General features: G+C 60.4%; 16 protein-coding genes. 8 read left to right on the forward strand and 8 right to left on the reverse strand.

What is annotated here, in order from left to right; all coding sequences use genetic code 11:
• From malG to IEX57_RS09445, 6 genes are all read right to left on the reverse strand, one after another.
• Positions 1 to 891 carry a maltose ABC transporter permease MalG gene (gene malG, locus IEX57_RS09420; protein ID WP_188704070.1) on the reverse strand — a complete coding sequence of 297 codons (891 nt, stop codon included), beginning with the start codon at positions 889 to 891 and terminating at the stop codon, positions 1 to 3.
• Positions 892 to 1316: 425 nt separating this feature from the next.
• Entirely contained in the window at positions 1317 to 2831 is a 1515-nt protein-coding gene (malF, locus tag IEX57_RS09425; protein ID WP_188704072.1) for a maltose ABC transporter permease MalF, read from the reverse strand.
• A gap of 164 nt (positions 2832 to 2995) precedes the next feature.
• A complete protein-coding gene (locus IEX57_RS09430) occupies positions 2996 to 3235 on the reverse strand; it encodes a hypothetical protein (protein WP_188704074.1) in 240 nt (79 codons plus the stop codon).
• A 392-nt stretch (positions 3236 to 3627) separates the two neighbouring features.
• Positions 3628 to 4833 (reverse strand): maltose/maltodextrin ABC transporter substrate-binding protein MalE, encoded by a 1206-nt coding sequence (gene malE / locus IEX57_RS09435; RefSeq protein ID WP_188704076.1) that lies wholly within the window; start codon positions 4831 to 4833, stop codon positions 3628 to 3630.
• A 121-nt stretch (positions 4834 to 4954) separates the two neighbouring features.
• Positions 4955 to 6148: an ABC transporter ATP-binding protein gene (locus IEX57_RS09440; protein WP_308433862.1), complete on the reverse strand. Its 1194-nt coding sequence runs from the start codon at positions 6146 to 6148 to the stop codon at positions 4955 to 4957.
• 37 nt (positions 6149 to 6185) lie between these two features.
• Positions 6186 to 8636 carry a beta-galactosidase gene (locus tag IEX57_RS09445; RefSeq protein ID WP_188704078.1) on the reverse strand — a complete coding sequence of 817 codons (2451 nt, stop codon included), beginning with the start codon at positions 8634 to 8636 and terminating at the stop codon, positions 6186 to 6188.
• Between the two features lie 332 nt (positions 8637 to 8968).
• On the opposite strand from IEX57_RS09445, the gene IEX57_RS09450 reads away from it, so the two are divergent.
• The 6 genes from IEX57_RS09450 (at position 8969) to IEX57_RS09475 (ending at position 16859) form a co-directional block, all read left to right on the forward strand.
• Positions 8969 to 9988 (forward strand): LacI family DNA-binding transcriptional regulator, encoded by a 1020-nt coding sequence (locus IEX57_RS09450; protein WP_188704080.1) that lies wholly within the window; start codon positions 8969 to 8971, stop codon positions 9986 to 9988.
• Positions 9989 to 10139: 151 nt separating this feature from the next.
• Complete coding sequence (locus IEX57_RS09455) at positions 10140 to 11174, forward strand: LacI family DNA-binding transcriptional regulator (protein WP_188704082.1); 1035 nt, start codon at positions 10140 to 10142, stop codon at positions 11172 to 11174.
• Positions 11175 to 12707: 1533 nt separating this feature from the next.
• A complete protein-coding gene (locus tag IEX57_RS09460; protein WP_188704084.1) occupies positions 12708 to 13922 on the forward strand; it encodes an ABC transporter substrate-binding protein in 1215 nt (404 codons plus the stop codon).
• Between the two features lie 108 nt (positions 13923 to 14030).
• Positions 14031 to 14933: a carbohydrate ABC transporter permease gene (locus IEX57_RS09465; protein WP_188704086.1), complete on the forward strand. Its 903-nt coding sequence runs from the start codon at positions 14031 to 14033 to the stop codon at positions 14931 to 14933.
• Positions 14933 to 15745, forward strand: coding sequence for a carbohydrate ABC transporter permease (locus IEX57_RS09470; protein ID WP_188704088.1), 813 nt, complete (start codon positions 14933 to 14935; stop codon positions 15743 to 15745). Before IEX57_RS09465 ends, IEX57_RS09470 begins: the two co-directional genes overlap by 1 nt.
• Before the next feature lie 46 nt (positions 15746 to 15791).
• A complete protein-coding gene (locus IEX57_RS09475; protein WP_229708940.1) occupies positions 15792 to 16859 on the forward strand; it encodes an ABC transporter ATP-binding protein in 1068 nt (355 codons plus the stop codon).
• Between the two features lie 118 nt (positions 16860 to 16977).
• On the opposite strand, the gene IEX57_RS09480 is transcribed toward IEX57_RS09475, so the two are convergent.
• The gene (locus tag IEX57_RS09480) at positions 16978 to 17118 is read right to left on the reverse strand and encodes a hypothetical protein (RefSeq protein WP_188704089.1); all 141 of its coding nucleotides are present in this window, start codon (positions 17116 to 17118) and stop codon (positions 16978 to 16980) included.
• 263 nt (positions 17119 to 17381) lie between these two features.
• Here IEX57_RS09480 and yicI point away from each other — a divergent pair, with 263 nt between their 5' ends.
• Complete coding sequence (yicI, locus tag IEX57_RS09485; protein WP_188704092.1) at positions 17382 to 19703, forward strand: alpha-xylosidase; 2322 nt, start codon at positions 17382 to 17384, stop codon at positions 19701 to 19703.
• Positions 19704 to 19758: 55 nt separating this feature from the next.
• On the opposite strand, the gene IEX57_RS09490 is transcribed toward yicI, so the two are convergent.
• Positions 19759 to 20775, reverse strand: a complete 1017-nt coding sequence (locus IEX57_RS09490) for a LacI family DNA-binding transcriptional regulator (protein WP_188704094.1) — start codon at positions 20773 to 20775, stop codon at positions 19759 to 19761.
• Between the two features lie 308 nt (positions 20776 to 21083).
• Here IEX57_RS09490 and IEX57_RS09495 point away from each other — a divergent pair, with 308 nt between their 5' ends.
• Entirely contained in the window at positions 21084 to 22364 is a 1281-nt protein-coding gene (locus IEX57_RS09495; protein ID WP_188704095.1) for an extracellular solute-binding protein, read from the forward strand.
• The last annotated feature ends 360 nt before the right edge of the window (positions 22365 to 22724 follow it).

A 22724-nucleotide genomic window follows, 5' to 3' on the forward strand; every position in this document is an offset into this window, starting at 1 on the left:
TTAGCCCTTGACGGAACCTGCGGTCAGACCGGAAACCAGCCAGCGTTGGGTGATCATGAAGATCGCGGTCAGCGGAATACCGGCCAGGATGGCGGTCGCCGCAAAGTCACCCCACAAATAGCGCTGGTTGAAAAGGAACAGCCGTGACCCAATAGCCAGCGTCAGTTTTTGCTCGTCATGCAACAAGACCGAGGCCACCGGGTATTCGATCATGCCGCCAAGGAAGGCCAGCACAAACACCACCACCAGGATCGGTACCGCCATGGGCAACAGCACGTAGACAAAGGCCTGGAACGGCGTGGCGCCATCCACGCGCGCGGCTTCTTCCAGCTCGTACGGCACGGAATCAAAGTAACCCTTGATCAGCCAGATGTGCTGCGCCACGCCGCCGGTATAGGCCAGCGCCAGGCTCCAGTGGCTATCAATCCCCAGCCAGGGCACGTAGTAACCAATGCGATCGAACAAGGCATAAATGGCCACCAGCGCCAGCACGGACGGGAACATCTGCAACAGCAACAAACTGTTGAGCAGCGTGCCCTTGCCCTTGAAGCGCATGCGGGCGAAGGCGTACGCGCTGGTGATCGACAACACCAGGGACACCGTGGCGCTGATAAACGCCACCTTCACCGAGTTCCAGATCCACAACAGCACCGGAAATGGCGGTTTGACCAGGTTGCCGTCGCCATCCAGGTAAGACATGCCCAGGGCCAGTTTCCAGTGTTCAAAGCTGATGGCATGCGGGATCAGCGAGCCGCCGGCAAAGTTGCCCGGCCGCAAGGAGATCGAGATGATCATCAGGAACGGGAATACGGTGAGCACAATGAAGGCGATCAGGCCGATGTGTGCTGCGAGCACCCGCCAGCGGGTGGATTTTTTGAGTACGACAGGCATGGTGGTGTGCCTCTTTTGTGTATCTGGTTAGCGCCTTGCGGCGCGGTGTTCGTTTGTTCCGGCGATGCCGGAGAATGACTCATCGTCATTCCCGCTCAGGCGGGAATCCATCTGCAATGCGTGCCAGGGCCAGAAAACCTTTAACCCCGTGGTAGCGCCCTGCGGCGCGGCGTTTTACATACCGGGGGTGCCCGGAGCACGTTCCTTTCTTTGCCTCGCCAAAGAAAGGAACCAAAGAAAAGCGACCCCAGCCCTGCGGCCCTCCGGGCTGCCCTCAGTCGGTCGGGAGCCTAAGGTCTCCCTCTCTCCTTCGGCGCTTGGCTTTAAATGGGGGCACGTCAAAAGCAACGGCAACTGCAACGGCAACTGCAACGGCAACTGCAACGGCAACTTCAACTTCAACTTCAACTGCAAAAACAACTTCCTTAGTTCTTGTTCACCTTGAACAGCTTGAGGTTGACCACAGCCAGCGTTGCCACCAGCAGGAACACGATGGAGGAAATGGCAGAGGCCAGGGCGTAGTTCTGGCCGGAGTCCTGGAAGGCGATCCGGTAGGTGTACGAGACCAGCAAGTCGGTGGCGCCAGCGGGTACCTGGGTGTCGAGGAAATCGGGGCCGCCGCTGGTCAACAGGGCGATCAGCGTCAGGTTGTTGAAGTTGAAGGCGAAAGAGGCGATCAACAGCGGGGCAATCGGGCGCAGGATCAAGGGCAAGGTGATGCGGAAGAAATTCATCAACGGGCCGGCGCCAGCCAGGGCAGAGGCTTCGTACAGTTCTTCCGGGATGGCTTTGATCAGGCCCATGCACAGGATCATCATGTACGGGTAACCCAGCCAGGTATTCACGATCAGCACCATGGCCCGGGCGAGGTTGGGCTCAGAGAACCAGCCGGGGTGCAGGCCGAACAGGCCCAGTGCGAGGTTGATTTCGCCCAGGTTTTCGTTGAACAAGCCTTTGAATACCGGGATCGAGATAAACGCCGGCACGGCATACGGCAGGAACAACATCATGCGGTAAGCGCCGCGGAACTTGAGGGCTTCCCAGTTCAGCAGCACGGCCAGGATGATGCCGATGGCAAAGGTGAACAGGGTGTTGAAGCTGGCAAAGGCGATCGTCCAGGTAAAGATGCGCAGGAATGGCTGGTGGAAAGCGGGGTCGTTGAACACGCGCCAGTAGTTGTTCCAGCCGACGTTGCTACGGAAACCGGGTTCGAATTGCTGGCCCTGGGCGTCTTCATAAAAGCCCGTTTTCATATTGGCCTTGAGCACGGACTTGCCGTCGGTACCCACCAATGTGCCATCGGCCGCCAGCTTGTAGGCAGGCTTGCTCTGGGCAAAGCGGCGCAGGCTGCTCTGGCGCAATTCTTCACCGGTCGGCAGAACCGCGACGGTGTTCTTCAGACCGGCTTGCAGTTTGAAGAGGTCCTTGAGCAGCACGGGCTGGCCATTGGGCTCAGCGGTGGTGGGGGTCAGTGCGACGTGGTTTTCGTCCTTGCCCGCCTTGAGTTCAAACGGCGCAGAGACGAACTTCTTGCTCTCGTCATCATCGCTCTGGAAGAACAACTGGTAGCGATCGCCCGCGGTGTAGAGCTTCATGTCAAAGCTCTGGTCGCCGGCAATCTGTTTTTGCAGCAGCACGTCGGTGGCGCGCTCTTTGGAGAGCAAGTGCTGCGAGCTGTAATTGGTAAAGCTGATCCCCAGCGTATAAGCCATCGGGAACACAATGAACACCGCCACGGCCAGGATGCCCGGCACCACATAGCGGTAGGGGTAAAAACGCGGCGAGGTGTAAATGAATACGGCCACCCCCAGCACGGCAACCATGCCCAGCGCGAACAGCGGTTGGTGCGCGCGGTAAAACAGCGGGACCAGCGCGAGGCCAGCCAGCAGGCTGATCACACCCAGTGCCGCCAGCCCGTAATGCAGAGGCGAACGTCTCATGAAATACCCCGGAAAAGTCTTGAGCGGATAGATCCGCTTGTCGCGGCCGATCCGTTTTTATCATGCATGGCCGGATATTCGTCCGGCCTGTGGGTGCCGTCCCGACGCACACTCTCCCAATACCCCGAGTAAAGGGAGGGTGTGCGCGGTGCGGCAACCGGTTTTCAGTGCCTTGCGGCACCGTTCTTCAAAATCTGTTCTTTTTGCTTCGTCATTCCGGCCTTGAGCCGGAATCCAGCTGCCAAGGTGATCGTTGCTGCGATCACATGCCGTTCTGATGTCTTGTCATTCCTGCGGAGGCGGGAGTCCGGTTGGCGGCCATTGGTGGCTTTTATTGGCCCGAAAACAACGGCAGAACCTTTATCCCCAATCCTTGTTAGCGCCTTCGGCGCGAGTAAATGCATTTCATACCGGGGGTGCCCGGACCACGTCACTTTCTTTGCTTCGCCAAAGAAAGTAACCAAAGAAAGGCGACCCCAGCCTTGCGGCCCTCCGGGCTTCCCTCAGTCACTCGGGAGCCTAAGGTCTCCCTCCCTCCTTCGGCGCTGGGCTTTAATGGGGGGAGAAAGTCAAAAACAACCCCAACCCCAACCCCAACAACTGCAACTGCAACTGCAACTGCAACTCCACAAACCACCGGTTTGCAAGAAGGCTTTTTTCAACCCAGGCAAACAACATCATCCAAAGCCGGCCAGCAAGGCCCCAGTGGCAAGGCACGCGAACGCAGACAGTACATACGGGTACGGCAAGTGAGCGTAACGCGGCCAATGGGGCCTTGATAGCCGGCGACCATCAATTACTGCGCATCACCCTTCAAGCGCTTGGCAGCCTGGTCCAGCGCGACCGAAGCGGTCTGGCGACCTTGGGTGACGTTTTCCAGGGCGGCCTTCATGGCGGTCCAGAAGCGGGGCATTTCCGGTGCGCTGGGCATCGGGGTGCCGGCGCGGGCGGCGGCCATGGTGCCGGCGATCAGCGGGTCACCCTTCAGTTCGTTGTAGAACTGCTTGTTGGCCGGTACGCCCAGCGGCACTGCGGCGTTCATGTCCTTCAGGCCCTCTTGCGACAAGAGGTAGTTTTCCAGGAACTCGGTTGCGATTTCCTTGTTCGGGCTGGCGGTGGCGATCATGGCACCCAGCACGCCAACAAACGGTGCGCCCGGCTTGCCGTTGATACCCGGGATCGGTGCAACGCCAAAGTTGATCTTGCTCTTCTTCAGGTTGTTCCATGCCCACGGGCCGTTGATCATCATGGCGGTGCGGCCTTCGTTCATGGCGGCTTCCGCTTCAGCGTAAGAGGTGGTCTTGGGCATGGCGCCAGCGGCGATCAGCTTCTGGATCATCTCAACGCCGGCGACGGCGCCCTTGTTGTTCACGCCGACATCCTTGGAGTTGTACGAACCATCCGGATTGCGCTTGAAGGCGTAACCGCCGTCCGCGCCCAGCAGCGCCCACGAGTAGTAGATCTCGGTGAAGTTCCACATGATGGCGTGCTTGTTCTGGCCTTGCAGTTTCTTGTCCAGGGTCAGCACTTCGTCAAAGCTCTTGGGCGGGGTCGGGACGAGGTCCTTGTTGTACAGCAGGGCCACGGCTTCGATCGAGATCGGGTAGCCCCAGGTCTTGCCGCCAATGGTCCAAGCTTTCCAGGCCAGCGGGTCGATGCTGTCGATGGTCTTTTTGGTCGGCTGGATCGGAGAGATCAGACCACCGGCAATCCAGTTACCGGCCGGGTCGTGCGGCCACATCCAGATATCCGGGCCTTTGCCGGCGGCGGACGATTGCTCGAACTTGGCAATGGCGTCTTCCGGGTGTTCCACCGTCACTTGAATGCCGGTGTCTTTGGTGAATTTCTGTGCGATCTTGGCGATGCCGTCATAGCCTTTGTCGCCGTTGATCCAGATCAGGAGTTTGCCCGGTTCGGCGGCGTGCGCCTGCAGGGCCAGTGCGCTTGCGGCCACGATCATGCCAAGGCGTGCAAGCCGGTTCGTCAGAGTCTTGTATACCATTTTATATTCGCCCTCTCACCATCAATCACATCAGGAATGAAACCGGCAAACACCGGATTCGCTGCGGGGGGTTGAACCCGCCCGTGTCTTCAAAAACCTGGCCCCGACCTTTTCCCGGTCGTTAACTGGCCAGCCTTTGCAACGCAATGCCATCCGCATCAAACAGATGCGCACAGTGCGCCGGCGCGTAGACCGCCAGTTGCTCGCCCGTCTTTACGCTGCTGCTGGCAGGCAGACGCGCAATCAACGGGGTGGCGGTATCGCCGCGCAGGTAGGCATATGTGCTTTCGCCCAGACGTTCTACCCATTGCACTTCACGTACAAACACATTGGCGCCGCCGGTCTGACCCGGTTCGACGTGTTCCGGGCGGATGCCGAAGGTCACTTCAGCGCCCACCGTCAGCGCGCCCGGGTTCACCGCCGCACGCAGCACAAAACCATCTGCCGTCGTGACTTCGACCCCGGCATTGCTGATGGCCGTGACCCGGCCCGGGATGAAGTTCATCTTGGGCGAGCCGATAAACCCGGCAACAAACCGGTTACGCGGATGCTCGTACAGATCCAGCGGCGAGCCGATCTGCGCCACGCTGCCGTATTTAGCGACTTCTGCGCCGCTGTGCAGCAGCACAATCTTGTCCGCCAGCGTCATCGCCTCGACCTGATCGTGTGTGACATAAATGGCGCTGGCCTTGGCGTACTGCCGATGCAGGCGGGCGATTTCCACGCGCATTTGCGTGCGCAGGCTGGCATCCAGGTTGGACAACGGTTCATCAAACAGGAAGACCTCGGGTTCACGCACCAGCGCCCGGCCAATGGCCACCCGCTGCCGCTGACCGCCAGACAACACGCGCGGGCGGGAATCCAGGAAGCGTTCAATCTGCAACATGCTGGCGATGCCGCCGACACGCTGGTCGATTTCTTCGCGGCTGACACCGGCCAGACGCAGGCCAAAGCCCATGTTCTGCGCCACGGTCAGGTGCGGGTACAGCGCGTAGTTCTGGAACACCATGGCGACATCGCGCTCGGACGGTGCCAGCTCGTTCACGCGTTTGCCGCCAATGAACAACTCGCCAGAGGTGACGGTTTCCAGACCGGCAATCATGCGTAACAGCGTGGATTTGCCGCAGCCGGACGGGCCGACGAACACGCAAAACTCGCCGTCGGCAATCTCCAGCGACACGTCGTTGATGGTCGGCGGGTTGTTATCAAAAATCTTGCAGACGTTCTGCAGTGAAACGCTGGCCACATGGCCTCCTTCTTCAATCAAGAGCACGCGGCTGACATAACCCGGTGGTGCGGTGCTGACAAGGCGCACGACACGCCGTCAGCCGGGTTGTATCAGTCACTCCAGGTCAGACGGCGGTGTTGCCGCCCAGATCAAATGTCAGGTCATACACCGGTGCCAGTTCCACCGAAACCAGTGCCGCCGGGGCACCGGCATCCGCCAGTACCTTGCGGGCGGCGTCTTCCAGGAACATCGGCGCGTCTTTGTGGGCAGGCAGGATTTCCAGGCGCAGGCGCGGCCACTGGCCGTCCGCGACATGGCGATCCAGCGCGATTTCCCAGACAGCGCCATCAAAGAACTGGTCATCAATCAGGACATCATTGGCGTACAAGCGCGCGGCGTCGCCGGCGTAGCTGATACGCAGCAACCAGCGGCAGCGGGCGGTGGCAGCGGCGGCCTCTGGCACAGAGAGCGTCCAGTGCGCGGCGTGATGCGCAAAAATGGCGTCATCCGGCGCTTGCGGCATCGGGCCGGGGCGCCAGCTGATGTGCGGGCCAAAGCGCAGCGGTTGCGGCGTGGCAGGTTGCAGCAGACGCGGCGTGACGGCAAAGCGGGCGGTGCCCGGCTGCAGGCAGCTGAAGCGGCCAAAGCCACGGTCGGCCACGTAGATGCCATCGACCGGGAACACGTCAATCGACGTCATTTCCCCGGCTGCAGCGGCAACGTGAATGGTGTCGCCATCCGCCCAGCTCCCCGCCTCGCTCAGCACCAGGCGCGTGCGGCCACGCAGTTGCGTCGGCGTGCAGCCCCGGGCGCGGGTTTCATTCAGGATGATGATGCGATGCGGCCGGCCCTGGGCGTCGGTCACCAGCAGGTCGACCGGCGCATCGCCCACCTGCGGCAGCACGCGCAGCAGCGTGCCATCGTGCTGCTGCCAATCGGCCAGCGCATCAATGCGTTGCACGCTGGCTGCTTCAAATGCCAGTTCTGCCGGGATGCCGTCCATGGCCACATAGACATGACACGGCACCGCTTCTTGCGGCAAACGGGTGAGCGGTTGCACGGTGGCATAACGCAGGCGCGCGGCGCCCAGGCGTTGCTGCACCGGCCAGATCGTCGCCACGCCATCGGCAAAGGTCACAGGCGGAAACACCACCGTGTCTTCACCGATCTGCACCTGAATGCAGGTGTTTTCAAACGTCGGACGCGGGTGATGGCGCACGTGGTTATTGATAAAGACAAAACCACCCTCGGCATCCGCCCGGGCACACACGCGCAGCTTGCGATCATTGGCATCGCGCGATGCGCCTTGCGGCAGCACCGCCGGCAGCGTCGCCAGTTGCGCGCCGTAGGCCGCCACAAAGTGATGCAGCAGCGCCAGCTTGCCCCAGGACGGACGGATCTGCCCGTACTGGCCCAGCGGCGCGTGAAAGTCATAACCCAGCTGCGGCACGTCGTTGGGGTAGCCGGTATCGACGGTCTCGTTCAGATAACCACGGCTGCCGACCGGATTGGTGCCACCGTGGTACATGTAGTAACCGTACAAGTTGGCGCCAGAGCCGATCTGCGTCAGCGCGGTGGCGTACACATCGGCCGTGCTGATCACCGGGCGACGATGATAAGACTGGTGCATGCCGCCGCCGGCTTCGGCCAGAAAGAACGGGTAATGCTGCGGATCAATCAGCCCTTCAGCCGGTGTACCGCCGACGTTGCCCATCTCGCCAATGGTGCGTTCGGTATCAAACACAAACACGCCAGAGGGGGGCAGCGGGTCGGTCGAGCCTTGCCAGAAACCATCGGCATACGCGCCCGACACCGGCACCACTTCTTGTGCCGGGATATCCAGCGTCGGCCAGCCGGTGACGGTATACAGCGGCACCATCAGCCCGGACGCAATAGCCAGGCGCTTGAGTTCAATAATGTGCTCTGCGCCGCATTCCGGGCCAACGCGGTCGTATTCGTTTTCCAGCTGCACGGCGACAATCGGGCCGCCGTCGTTCCACATCAGGCCGCGCACCTGATCACCGATCTCGGCATACAGGCGGCTGACGTGTTTCATATAGGCCGGGGCGTTGCTGCGGCGGGCGCTGGCCGGCACGCTGTGCATCAGCCAGTCCGGAAAACCGCCATAACGCGCTTCGCCATGCACCCAGGGGCCCACGCGCAAACAGAACAACAGGCCGGCATCGGCCACCGCCTGCACAAACGCGCGCAGGTTCTTGTTGCCTTGCCAGTCAAACTCGCCCGCCACGTCTTCGTGGTGATTCCAGAACACATAGCTGGCGACAATCTGGATACCGCCGGCCTTCATTTTGGCCAGCGACGCGGCCCATTCCGCCTGCGGAAAACGCGAGTAATGGAACTCGCCCATGATCGGCATCCATGGCAAACCATCACGCGTCAGATAGCGGCTGTTGATGCCAATATGGCCGTGCGGGCCGGTTTGCCAGTCTTGCTGCAAAAAACCGGTTTCCGGCACGGGCGAGGTCAGCGGCACCTGAATGTGCACCTGCGCGCCAGCGTTGGCCACGGCATCCTGCACGTGTAGTTGCTTGACTTCTGTTTCAGAAAAATGCATACCGATGGGTCCGCTTGTCGCCTTGTGGGCCAGAAAACGCGCCTTTGAGCGTCATTCCCGGGGGATTAATTTGTAGTTAAACGTTTTACCTGCTACGAATTTCTCTTGTCGGCGGCTTATCGACAATAAGGGTTTACCCCTACCTCGACGGTTGAATGCGGTTTAGCACCCCAATTTGTTACAAAAGAGCAATCAGATTTGTCGCAAACTGCGCATCTTTGCCAGCATTGTCAGGTTAAGCGGGCTTGATTGACGCATGATCTGTAATCTGATCAGATGAAATTAATCGTTTAATCCTTCTGCTCACGCTTTTTGCGTGCAGGACACATTGCATGGCCACACTTGCCCAGATCGCCCAGTTAGCCGGGGTTACACCGGCCACCGTATCCAACGTCCTGCGCGGCCGTGGCAAGGTGGGGGAAGACACCAAAAAACGCGTACTGGCGCTGGCCGAAGAACTGGGCTATCGCCCCAATCTGCACGCGCGCGCACTGGTTGAAGGCCGCCCGCTGACCTTGGCACTGGTGGTGTCATCCATTGCCAACCCGTTCTATCCAGAGTTCACCCTTGCCGCAGAACAAGCCGCGCGCAAGCAGGGGTATTTTCTGATCGTCTGCAATACCAACGATGATCCGGAACTGGAAAAAGCCTATCTGGACCAGGTTGGCGGCTCTTTGGCGCATGGCGTGCTGGTCATGAACGCAGACTTTGTCGAGCAAGACGTCTTGCTGGCTGCCGAACGCCGTGGCACGCCAGTGGTGCTGTGCATGTGGGAGCGCCCGGAACAGCCGCCCGCCCTGCCCTCGATTGCGGTCGATTTCTATCGCGCGGGCGAAATCGCCGCAGAACATCTGTTAGCACTGGGCCATCGCCGCGTGGCCGCCGTGGTGGGCAGTGAACGCAACGGCAACCATATCTGGCGCTATCGCGGCTTTGCCGACGCCATGGCGCGGGCCGGCATTGATGACCTGGCTGAGCACACCGTGTTTGGCCACGATACGATCGAAGCCGGGCACGAAGCGGCGCACCAGTTGCTCACCGCCAACCCGCAAGTCACGGCGATTTTTGTCTCTAACGATTTGCCTGCCATTGGCGTGCTGCAAAGCGCTGCCGATCTGGGCCTGCGCGTGCCGGCAGACCTCTCGGTCATCGGCATTACCGACATCAACCTGGCCCATCAGATCCGCCCCAGCCTTTCTACCGTGGCCGTGCCGACCGCCGAAGCGGCAGAGATGGCCGTGAACCTGCTGTTAAGCCTGATCAAGGGCCAGCCCGCCGACGGCGCCCGGCCCATGCTGGTGACCTCTCGCCCGCAACTGGTTGCGCGCGATTCAACCGGGCCGGCGCGCTAATCCACGCCCTCTTTGTGCCGTTGTCGCCGGGCCAGCGCGTTGCACACGTGCTGCGCCTTTGCCTGCCCGGCTTGTATCCATTTGCCATGACGCGCTACGCTGCGAGCGTTTTCTCTCCAATCCGTCCCCTCTTTGCAGCAAGGTTTACCGCATGGGCATCCGCAAGCTCGCCAGCGAACTGAAGTTGTCGGTTTCCACCATTTCCCGGGCATTGAACGACAGCGACGAAGTCAGCGATGAAACCCGCCAGCGCGTGCGGGAAGCCGCAGCACGGCATGGCTACGCCCCCAACCGCGCCGCAGAAAGCCTGCGCAAAGGCCGCATGAACACGGTCGGCCTGATGCTGCCGGCGCGGCTGGAAGAAGAAAACTACACCCTCGCCCTTTTTATGCGTCTGGCGGATGGCTTGCAGTCGGTGCTGGCTGAACACGGCATGGATCTGGTGATGTATGGCAGCAAATCGTACGAAGAAGAATTCGCCCGCCTGCGCCGCGTGGTAGAACGCCGCCATGTGGACGGCGTGATCCTGGCCGGCACCCGCCGCGCGGATGAACGTCTGGATTACGTTGCGGATCGCCGTTTTCCGTTTGTGGCGTTTGGCCGCAGCGAATCCGGCGGTGATCACGTCTGGATCGATCTGGATTTCGAAGCCGCCGCCCACGCCACCGTGCAGCGCCTCTCTGCCCTGGGCCACCAGCGCATTGCCATTGGCATCCCCGGCAAAGACGCCATGCAGGCTCACGTTTACCTCAAAGCCTGGCGCGAAGCCATGGCCGCCCAGGGCCTGGCGGTCAATGAACCCTGTGTGCAGGAAAACGAACTCTCTGAACGCGGCGGTTACCAGATCACCGAAGCGCTGTTGTCACTGGCCGAACCGCCCACGGCGATCATGTTCCAGAGCGACAGCATGGCGATTGGCGCATACCGCAAACTGCACGAACTGGGGCTGGTTCCCGGCAAAGACCTGGCCATCTGCGGCGGCGTGCTGGCCGGCGACGTGCCCGAATACCTCTCGCCGCGCTTGTCTGGCTACACGGTGGATGCGTATGCGCTGGGGCGGCATATGGCGAGCGCCCTGCTGGGGCAATGGCCGGAATTTGCCGCGCAACACAAAGCCGAGCCACGGCAGCAGGTGTGGCCGTTGCAGTTGAGGGTGCGGGATAGTGATGGGGGGCGGATCGGTTGATCCGCGGCGGAGTTCTGCTGCATCGATAATCCGTGCTACTGATGTGCATCAGTCGTACAGGCTCGTGATTCTGGCCTTGAGCCGGAATCCAGCTGCGATGGGTGCCGGGGCGCTGTTACAACACCATTAACCGCTTGTTAGCGCCTTTGGCGCGGGTTTTAAAAGCATTTGATACCGGCGGTGGCCGGAGCACCCTACTTTCTTTGCTTCGCCAAAGAAAGTAGGCAAAGAAAGGCGACCCCAGCCCGGCGGCCCTCCGGGCTGCCCTCAGTCGGTCGGGAGCCTGGGGTCTCCCTCCGCTCCTTCGGCGCTTGGCTTTAATGGGGGAGGCAAGTCAAAGGCAACGGCAACGGCAACGGCAACGGCAACGGCAACGGCAACGGCAACGGCAACGGCAACGGCAACGGCAACGGCGAAATCCAAACCAACTGCAACCCAAAACCAAAACCACAGCAATACCCATGACATTGGCAGTGGCAGTGGCAATGACAAATCCAGCACGCGCCCCACTGACTCGTCATTCCGGCGAAGGCCGGAATCCAGTCCGCAGCCCGACGGGCTGCTTTCGGTGACCTCGCGCTTACTCCGCAGAGCCTGCATGCATCGCAGCTGGATTCCGGCTAAGGGGGCCGCCGAGGTCCGGAATGACGAAGTGGAGAGGCGAGTCAATCATCACTGCGGACTGTGGCGTAGGGTGGATTCACGAAGCAATCCACCTTTGCGATGGTGGATTGTCGCTCCGCTCCGAATCCACCCTACAAAACCTGCGTCCCGATAACCTGGTTTTAGTTGCCGTTGATTTTCGGAGTTGGGGTTGGGGTTGCTTTTGACGTATCTCCCCTTGACTGCGCCGAGCATCGCAGTGAAGTCCGGGGTTGCGGCGGAGGGGTGTTTGAGCGAAGCGAGTTCCCGTAGCCAGCCGGACTTCGCGAGAAGCACAGGGAACCCGCGTAGCGGGCGCCGTCGCAGGGGTCGCCTTTTCTTTGGTGCCTTTCTTTTGGCGACCCAAAAGAAAGGCACTTGCTGTCGGGCAACCCCCGACACCCAAAACACCCGCGCCGTCAGGCGCTAACAAGGGGTTAAGCTTCCACAGCCCTGTGCAGCCCACCCACCCAAACGGTGTCACCACAGATTCACCCTGCAACAACACCCCAGAAAACGAAACCATTCCGGGCAACAGACCAGGCCCCTCAAAGCACCACCAGCCTCAACCAACACACAAAAAAACCAACCCCATCAGTACTCCCCCTTATCATTTTTTCACAACCCGGATTCCTTTTTTCACCACCCCGCTTGACACCCCTCCCCCCACAGATCAAGAATCCCTCCCACGTTTTCCGGAAACGTTTCCGTAACATTCCAGCAAACGCTACATTTATCTCGCAAGCGCATTCGGACTGGACACAACAAGGCGCCGGGCTGCCACCCGGACGCCCTCCGTAACGCAAGCGGCCCCGCAAGAGTGACGCCCGCAGCGTCACCAAGGCCGGCTAATATATTACCGGCAACGACTTTGCACACTCTGGAGGAGTTATGAAGAAGAACATCCGCGCCACTTGCCTGGCGCTGGGCCTGACATTCTCCCTGACGTCTTTTGCTAGCCTGGCCGCCAGTTTGTCGGTCTGGGCCGTAGACGAGCCGGACAACTACACCGAAAAAATGGCACGCGAGTTTGTCAAACTGCACCCGGACGTCCAGCTGACGGTCCGCAAGGTGGGTTTTTCTGCGCTGAACGATGAAGCCATGCGCGCGGTCATGTCGGGCAATGGCCCGGACGTGATCCCGGTGGATAACCCGAACACCGCCATGTTTGCTGCGCGCAATGCATTGCTGGATCTGACGCCGTATCTGGCCAAGTCCAAGGTGATCGACGTCAAACAGATTTTCCCCGGCCCGCTGAAGAACGCCTCGTGGAACGGCAAGGTGTACGCCATCCCGCGCGGGGCCAATACCCTGGCGCTGTATTACAACGAAGACCAGTTCAAGGCCGCGGGTCTGGACCCGAACAAGCCGCCGCAAACCTGGGATGAGCTTTACGCTTACGCAAAAAAACTGACCAATCCGGGCAAGAATGTGTACGGTCTGGCGTTCTCTGCGGTGGGCGATGAAGAAGGCGTGTTCCAGTTCCTGCCGTTCATTCAGGCAACGGGCGCAGACTGGGACAAGCTGAACAACCCGGGCGCGGCGCGGGCTGCGGCGTTCTGGCAAAAACTGCTGGACGACAAACTGGCCTCGCCAGACACCCTGAGCCATCGCCAGTCTGAAGCGGCTGCTACCTTTATCAACGGCAACGCCGCCATGGATATCAATGGCCCGTGGGAACTGCCGGCCGTAGAAAAGGGCGCCAAGTTCAAGTGGCGTGTTGCCCTGCTGCCGACTGAAAAGGCCGGCGGTGTCCGCGCTTCTGCGCTGGGCGAACAAAGCCATGCGATTCTGCGCACGGCCAAGAACCCGCAGACCGCGTTCGAGTTCCTGGAGTACATGTACTCGCAGCGTAACCGTAACTGGAACGAATTCGGCATGCTGCCGCCGTCCAAAGACACGGTGACCGCCAACCCGAAATGGCCTGATGCCTACAAGACCTTCAACGAGCAAATGCAGTACGCCCGTCCGCGTGGCCCGAATCCGGAATGGCCCAAGGTTTCCAAGGCGATCTCCACCGCGGTCCAGTCTGTGCTGACCCACCAGGCCAAGCCGGAACAAGCCATGAATACGGCTTACCAGACGGTGCAGTCGATCAAGAAGTAACGTTTCACGACTCCTCTTGCGGCCGGTCGTTGTCCGCGCCCGGCCGCTTTTTTGAGTCTGGAGTCTGTCTTGCTACCGTACTGGTGGCCATGTTTTACGGGGCAACCCATGAAAAAATTCTTGAGCCACTTCGAGCAAAGAAGTGGTTTCGAAATCGCGCTGGCGGTGTTCGCGCTGGCGTATCTGCTGGTCTTTGCCGGCTTGCCGCTGCTGTACAACATCATGTTGTCGTTCCAGCAGGTTGATCTGATGGAACCGGCCACCCTGTTGCGGCCTTTTGCCGGCCTGGCCAATTACCGCGATATTTTCAGCCGCCCTGAAATGCATCAGGTGCTGATCAACACCTTGCTGTTTGTCGGCCTCTCGCTGTTCTTTCAGGTGGTCATCGGCTTTTTGCTGGCCGTGCTGTTTGCCCAGGATTTCCCGCTGGCCAGCTTCATGCGCGGGCTGTTTCTGGCGGGCTGGATCATGCCGGGGCTTGTGGTGGGCGTGATCTGGAAGCTGCTGTTTGCCGGCGACTTTGGCGTGCTCAATCACCTGCTCTTGTCATCGGGCCTGATGCATGAACGCATCTTCTGGCTGTCTGACCCCAGTTACTCGCTGTATGCCGTGATCATTGCCAACGTCTGGCTGGGCGTACCGTTCAACATGCTGTTGCTGTCGGTGGGTCTTGCGGCCATTCCGGGTGATTTGTATGAGGCGGCAGAACTGGATGGCGCCAATGCTTTCCAGCGCTTCTATGGCATTACCCTGCCCATGATGAAAGCCACGCTGGGCGCGGTGATCTCGCTGGGCGCCATCATGACCATGCAGCAGTTTGACCTGATTGCCGCGCTCACCCAGGGCGGCCCGGCCAACTCGTCGCAAGTGGCGCAGTACTGGTCGTGGCAGTTGTCGTTCCAGACCTTTGAAGTGTCGGCCGGTTCTGCCGTGGCCACGCTGATGCTGGTGCTGGTGCTGATCATTGCCGTGTTTTATGTGCGTTCTACCCGCAGCGAGAGGTTGGTGTAATGAAGCGCTATGTCCTGTTTGTCATCGCGCTCATCGTCACCGCGATCTACCTCTTCCCGCTGTACTGGATGTACATCACTGTGTTCAAAAGCGCGGCAGAGATGTTCCAGTACCCGCCCACCTTCTGGCCACAGCATGGCGAGTCGCATATCTGGCAGGTGTTTACCGAGCGCGGCATGGGCAAGTTCTTGTGGAACTCGTTCATCATTGCCTGCGGCACCACAGCGGTGACGGTGTTTGTCGGCACGGGCGCGGCGTATGCGCTGGCCAGCGTGCAAAACCGCTGGACCGGCTTTGCCATCTTTGCCGTGCTGGTACTGCAGGCCCTGCCCTCCAGCCTGATGGTCACGCCGATCTTTACCGCCTTCAAAGGCCTGGGGCTGCTTGATACCCCGCGTCTTGCGGTGGTGATTGCGCAGATCACCAAGACGCTGCCGTTCTACATCGTGCTGTGCCGCGCCAGCTTTGTGCAGATTCCGCGTGAATTGCGCGACGCTGCGCTGGTCGATGGCGCCTCGCCGGCCCGCGCTTTCTTTGGCGTGATCCTGCCGCTGGCGGTCAACGGCATTCTGGTGACGGCGATTCTGGTGTTCCTGCAATCGTTTGGCGAATACGTCTACGCCCGCTCCCTGATTCTGGACGACCAGTACCAGACCGCCACCGTCGGCCTGTCTGCCTTTATCGGTGCCACCAAGATCGACTGGATCGGGATCATGACCTACTCCGCCGTGTTCGTAACGCCGATCCTGATTGCCTTCATGTTGCTGCAACGGCGCATTGTGGCTGGCCTGACTGCAGGGGCGCTCAAATGACAGCCGAATATTTTCTCTGCCCGCATCGTGCACGGAACTACTGATCATGAACAGAATTGAAATCGAACATTTGTACAAAGCCTACGGGCCGGTAGAAATCCTCAAGGACATCAACATTGCCGTGCCGCAAGGCCAGTTTGTGGCGCTGATCGGCCCGTCCGGCTGCGGTAAATCCACGCTCTTGCGCACGATTGCGGGGCTGGAACAGATCACCGGCGGCACGCTGAAAATTGACGGCAACGTGGTCAACAAAACCCCGCCGCGCAAGCGTGACGTGGCCATGGTGTTCCAGAGCTACGCGCTCTACCCGCACATGAATATCGAAAAGAACATGTCGTATTCATTGCGCCTGAAGCGCAGCGCGCCGCAAGTCATCAAGGACAGCATCAGCAACGTGGCCCAAACACTGGGGCTGACCCACCTGCTGGAACGCATGCCGCGGCAACTGTCTGGCGGCCAGCGCCAGCGCGTGGCCATGGGCCGCGCCATTGTGCGCAACCCGAAGGTATTTTTGTTCGACGAACCGCTCTCTAACCTGGATGCCGCGCTGCGCGTGCATATGCGTTCGGAAATCCGCAAGCTGCACAACCGCCTGAACGCCACGTCGGTGTACGTGACGCACGATCAGGTCGAAGCCATGACCATGGCCGACCACGTCGTCGTGCTGCGCGCCGGCAAGGTGGAGCAACAAGGCAAACCGCTGGACCTGTACGACCGCCCTGCCAACAAGTTTGTCGGCGGTTTCATTGGCTCCCCTGCCATGAACTTCATCGAAGGCCGCATTGGCGCCAATGGCCGCAGTGTGCAGTTTGGCGCCAGCCACGCCATCGACATCGGCCGCGAATTGCCAGTGGGCAAACCCGTCTGGCTGGGCATGCGGCCCGAACACCTGCAGCTGGAAGGCAACGGCCAGATCCTGCGCTGCCGCGTGGATAACGTGGAAAGCACCGGCTCGGTCACATTTGTGGAAGTCCAGCCCGAAGACAGCAACGACACCCCGATGCTGATCACCCACGCCGGCAAATCGCCGGTGGTGGTAGGCGAACACGTGAATCTGTTTATTGATACCGCGAACCTGCATTTGTTTGACCGGGAGACGGAACAGGCGATTTGAGGTGCGCGCAGAGGCCTTGGCTCAGCGTGGTAGCGGTATTTACCGTGGCCAGGGCCGCCCGCGGCGGCCCACTGGATTCCTGCCTGCGCAGGAATGACGAAGTGGGAGAGCAAACCGCTCACCCTTGCACCCAGACCAGTTGCAGTTGCAGTTGCAGTTGCAGTTGCAGTTGCAGTTGCAGTTGCAGTTGCAGTTGCAGTTGCAGTTGCTGTTGCTGTTGCTGTTGCAGTTGCTGTTGCTTTTGACTTTCCTCCCCCATTAAAGCCAAGCGCCGAAGGAGTGGAGGGAGACCTTAGGCTCCCGACCGACTGAGGGCAGCCCGGAGGGCCGCCGGGCTGGGGTCGCCTTTCTTTGCCTACTTTCTTTGGCGAAGCAAAGAAAGTAGGGTGCTCCGGCCACCGCCGGTACCAAAACACCCGCGCCGCAAGGCGCTAACAACCCCAAAGCATTCGAACAAGAAACGCAATACAAGCGCAACCGGAAACGTTTCCGGTTACACCAGCAAAACATCGGAACCACACCATGAAAATCAGCGACGGCAACTGGCTCATCCGTGACGGCCTCAACCTGACCTACGCCGTGCAAGTCCACAGCGTAGACATCATCGGCGATGAACTCCTCATCTACGCCGCCCCGCGTGACGTCACCTCCCGCGCGTATCAGCTCGATACCGGTCTGATCACCCTGCGCGTGCACTCGCCGCAGCCGGGCATCATCGGCGTCAAGCTCAGCCACTTTGAAGGCACGGTCAACAAAGGCCCGCACTTTGCACTGGCGCGCGAAGATCATCCGGTCTCGATCACCAATACGGCAGAAGAAGCCACGCTGACCACCGGCTCGCTCACTTTCCGCATTGCCAAAACCGGTGACTGGGCGGTGGATTTCCTGCGCGATGGCGAGCGCCTTACCGGCAGCGGTTTCCGGGCGGCCGGCCAGGTCATCGACAACAACCAGGACGGCGCACCGTTCATGTTCGAGCGGCTGGATCTGGGGGTGGGCGAGAACGTCTATGGCCTGGGCGAGCGCTTCACCGCGTTTGTGAAGAACGGCCAGGTGGTCGATACCTGGAACCGCGATGGCGGCACCAGCACCGAGCAAGCGTACAAGAACGTGCCGTTCTACCTCACCAACCGCGGTTACGGCGTGTTTGTGAATCATCCGGAAAACGTCAGCTTTGAAGTGGCCAGCGAGAAAGTGGCCAAAGTGCAGTTCAGCGTGCCGGGCGAAGCGCTGGAGTACTACGTGATTGATGGCCCCGCGCCCAAGCAGGTACTGGACCGCTATACCCGCCTGACCGGCCGCCCCGCCCTGCCACCGGCCTGGTCGTTCGGCCTGTGGCTGACCACCTCGTTCACCACTGATTACGACGAAGGCACGGTCAATCATTTCATTGATGGCATGGCCGAGCGCAATATCCCGCTGCACGTGTTCCACTTTGACTGTTTCTGGATGAAGGCATTTCACTGGTGCGACTTCACCTGGAACAAAGAGACCTTCCCGGACCCGGAAGGCATGCTCAAGCGCCTGAAAGCGCGCGGGCTGAAGATTTGTGTGTGGATCAACCCGTATATCGCCCAGCCTTCGCCGCTGTTTGCCGAAGGCATGGCCAAGGGCTATCTGCTGACCAGACCCAATGGCGATGTCTGGCAATGGAACCGCTGGCAACCCGGCCAGGGCATCGTCGACTTCACCAACCCGGATGCGTGCGAATGGTACGCCGGCCACCTGCGCCGTTTGCTGGATATGGGCGTGGATTGCTTCAAGACCGACTTTGGCGAGCGTATTCCGACCGATGTGGTCTACCACGACGGCTCTGACCCGCAAAAGATGCACAACTACTACAGCTACCTGTACAACAAGGTGGTGTTTGACGTGCTGGTAGAAAAACGCGGCGAGGGCGATGCGGTGCTGTTTGCGCGTTCCGGCACCGCCGGTAGCCAGACCCTGCCCGTGCATTGGGGCGGCGATTGCAGCGCCACATATGAATCCATGGCAGAAACGCTGCGCGGTGGTTTGTCGCTGGGCTTGTCCGGCTTCGGTTTCTGGAGCCACGACATCAGCGGCTTTGAAAACACCGCCCCGGCCGATGTCTACAAACGCTGGTCCGTGTTCGGTTTGCTGTCCAGCCACAGCCGTCTGCACGGCAGCAAATCCTACCGGGTGCCCTGGCTGTTTGATGACGAAGCCGTCGATGTGGTGCGCCAGTTCACTGAACTGAAATCCCGTCTGATGCCGTATCTGTACGATGCCTCGGTCGAAGCCAGGCAGGGCGTACCGACGTTGCGCGCCATGATGCTGGAGTTCCCGCAGGACCCGGCGTGCGACTACCTGGACCGCCAGTACATGCTGGGTGGATCACTGCTGGTGGCACCGGTATTCAACGCCGTTGGCAACGTGGACTTCTACCTGCCGCAAGGCCGCTGGACGCATCTCTTGAACAACCAGGAAGTAACCGGTGGCCGCTGGCTGCGCGAGCAACATGGCTTTTTGAGCCTGCCACTCTACGTGCGCCCCAACACCTTGCTGGCACTGGGCCGCAATGACCAACGCCCGGATTACGACTACGCCGCCGAGCACGAACTGCACCTGTTTGCGCTGGACGACAACACCAGCGCCAGCGCAACGCTGCGTGACCTGGCCGGCAAGGACGTCAGCACCGTGGCGGTCACCCGTCTGGGCTCGCAATTGCGCGTGGCCCAGTCGGGCAAGCTGGAAGTGGTGCGACTGGTCCTGCGCAATCTCAAGCCAGGCGCGCTGCCCAAGGGCGTGCTGGCGGCAGAGAGCGCAGTCGGCACCTTGCTGGAGATCCCGGCATCGCTCTTGCCGGTGTCGATCGAGGTTTGATGCCCCACGCAGGGTGGATTCGCACAGCAATCCATCCTGCAAACACCCACGCTTCTTAGCCGCCGCGCGGCACCCCGGTCGAGGCCCGCACCACCAGTTCTGTGGGCAAGACAATCTGCGGCGAGGCGGCCTCCAGCCCGGCAATCAGCGCCAGCAAGGTGTTCACCGCAGAACGGCCCATTTGCTGGATCGGCTGGCGGATGGTGGTCAGCGCCGGGTGACATTGCGCCGCGCCGGGGATGTCATCAAAACCGATCACCGACATTTCTTCAGGCACGCGCAGCCCCGCTTCCTTGAGCCCCGCCAGCACGCCAATGGCGCTCATGTCGTTGGCCGCAAACACGGCAGTTGGCCGATCTTTGAGCGCCAAAAGGCTTTTCACCACGCTCTGCCCGCGTGAGAGCGAATAGTTACCGGCCAGGACAAGCTCAGGATCAATGGCAATGCCGGCCTGGGTCAACGTATCCAGGTACGCCCGGTGCCGGTCTTGCGCGGACGCCAGGCGCTCATCCCCGGTCAGGAACGCAATGCGTTTATGGCCCAGCCCCAGCAAATGACGCACCGCCATGCACGCGCCGGCGTAGCTGTCTGCCGCAATGGATGGAAACCGCACAAACCGGCCGTATTGATCGACTGTAATGATCGGCACACGCGCATCGGCCAGTACTTCCAGATAACTGTGCTCGTACGGCAGCAGCGCAATGATGCCGTCGATGACTTGCTGCATCAGCTTGATCACGCGCGGCAGCGGCGGTTGATCTGGCTCGACCAGCGAATACACCAGCAACTCGTACCCCGCCGTGCGCGCCGCCCGCCCCACCCCGGCCACCAGTTCGCTTACAAACGGGTTATGCAGTTCTGCCGTCACAAGACCGATCACATGGCTGCGGCGGCTGGATGATTTTTGCTGCGTGCGGTTGACCACATACCCCTGCTCCGCCGCGATCCGCAGGATTTCCTCACGCTTGGCCCGCGACACGCCGGGCTTGTTGGATAACGCCCGGGAGACTGTCATTTGCGACACACCGGCCGCGTTGGCAATGGCCAACAGCGTGACATCGCTTTTGCTCATGGGCGGTTTTTCCTGTCTGGCTGGTTTACGGCCAATTATACGTTACGAACTACGTTAGAAACATCAAATCGCAAATTCGCAGAATGCATGCTGCAGTACAACACAGCCGTTTGATTAACCCATAAAAAACCATTGTTTTTCAATGACATCAACAAAAACTGAACGCAATAAAACGATTTTCATAATCCGCCGTTCATCCGTACTGGCACGTTATCAACCAGCCCGATAATTGACGCTCTATAACGTAAATCTTAACGTTTCCTCCGCTCAATCGACTCTGCCCAACCCACGCTTTACCGGAGGAACAAATGCAAAAAGCCAGAACCGGTACGCTGTCCACGCTGCTTTGTGTTGCCGCCCTGGCAGCCTCTACCAGCGCCATGGCAGCCGATCAGGTCATTACCGAATGGGACCTGCAAACCAACACCGCCGCCGCAAAACTGATCAACGACGCCGGCGCGCGCTTTGAAGCCGCCAACCCCGGTTTCAAGGCCGAGCAGTCCCATATCCTGAACGACGCCTACAAAACCAAACTGAAGATCGCCTTCGGCGCCGGCCAGCCGCCGTGCGTGTTTGCCACCTGGGGCGGCGGGCCGCTGCGCGAGTACGTCAAATCCGGCCAGGTGGTTGATCTGACGCCATATCTGACCAAAGACGCCGCCTTCCGCGACCGTTTCATCCCCACCGGTTTCATGTCGGCCACCATCGACCACAAGGTCTACGGCGTGCCCTCAGAGAACACCACTGCCGCCGTGGTGTTCTACAACAAGGAACTCTTTGCCAGGTACAAACTGCAGCCGCCGCAGAACTGGGATGAGCTGATGAATGTGGTCAAGGTCTTCAAAGCCAACGGCATCGCCCCGTTTGCCCTGGCCAACAAAAACAAATGGCCGGGCTCCATGTATTACATGTACCTGGTTGACCGCATTGGCGGCGCGGACACTTTCCGCAACGCGGTCGAGCGCAAACCGGGCGGCAGCTTTACCGCACCGGCGTTTATACAAGCCGGCGAACGAATCCAGGAACTGGTCAAATCCGGCGCCTTTGCCCCTGGCTACAACGGTCTTGATTACGACATTGGCGCATCGCGCCGCCTGATGTACTCCGGCAAAGCCGCCATGGAACTGATGGGCAGCTGGGAGCTATCCACCATCCAGAACGAAAACCCCGGTTTTGTCAGCAAGGTCGGCTTCTTCGCCTTCCCCGCCGTCACCGGTGGCAAAGGTGATCCGAAAGACGTCATCGGCACCGTGGGCGACAACTTCATGAGCATCTCCACCGCCTGCAAAAACCCCGACGCCGCGTTCAAGCTGATCAAGGCCATGACCGACGACACCGCCGCCCAGGCCCGCCTGGCCGACAAACGCCTGATCCCGCTCAAGGGCTTGACCGTAACCGACCCCTACCTGAAGCAAATCCAGTCGCTGGTGGCACAAGCGCCAAGCATCCAGCTTTGGTACGACCAGGAACTGCCGCCCAAGATGGGTGAACTGCACAAAGACACCCTGCAAGCCCTGTTTGGCCTGTCCATGACCCCGCAGGAAGCCGCGCAACAAATGGAAAACGCAGCCAGGACCGAGCTGAAGTGAGTTGAGGTTGAGGCGCGCAGTGCAGACCAGACTGCGCGCCCGACGAACCGGGCATTCGGGGTTGCAGTTGCTTTTGCCGTTGCCGTTGCCGTTGCCGTTGCCGTTGCCGTTGCCGTTGCCGTTGCCGTTGCCGTTGCCGTTGCCGTTGCCGTTGCCGTTGCCGTTGCCGTTGCCGTTGCCGTTGCCGTTGCCGTTGCCGTTGCCGTTGCCGTTGCCGTTGCCGTTGCCGTTGCCGTTGCCGTTGCCGTTGCCGTTGCCGTTGCCGTTGCCGTTGCCGTTGCCGTTGCCGTTGCCGTTGCCGTTGCCGTTGCCGTTGCCGTTGCCGTTGCCGTTGCCGTTGCCGTTGCCGTTGCCGTTGCC

Origin of the sequence: Silvimonas iriomotensis, from assembly GCF_014645535.1 — a bacterium.
Classification (GTDB): domain Bacteria; phylum Pseudomonadota; class Gammaproteobacteria; order Burkholderiales; family Chitinibacteraceae; genus Silvimonas; species Silvimonas iriomotensis.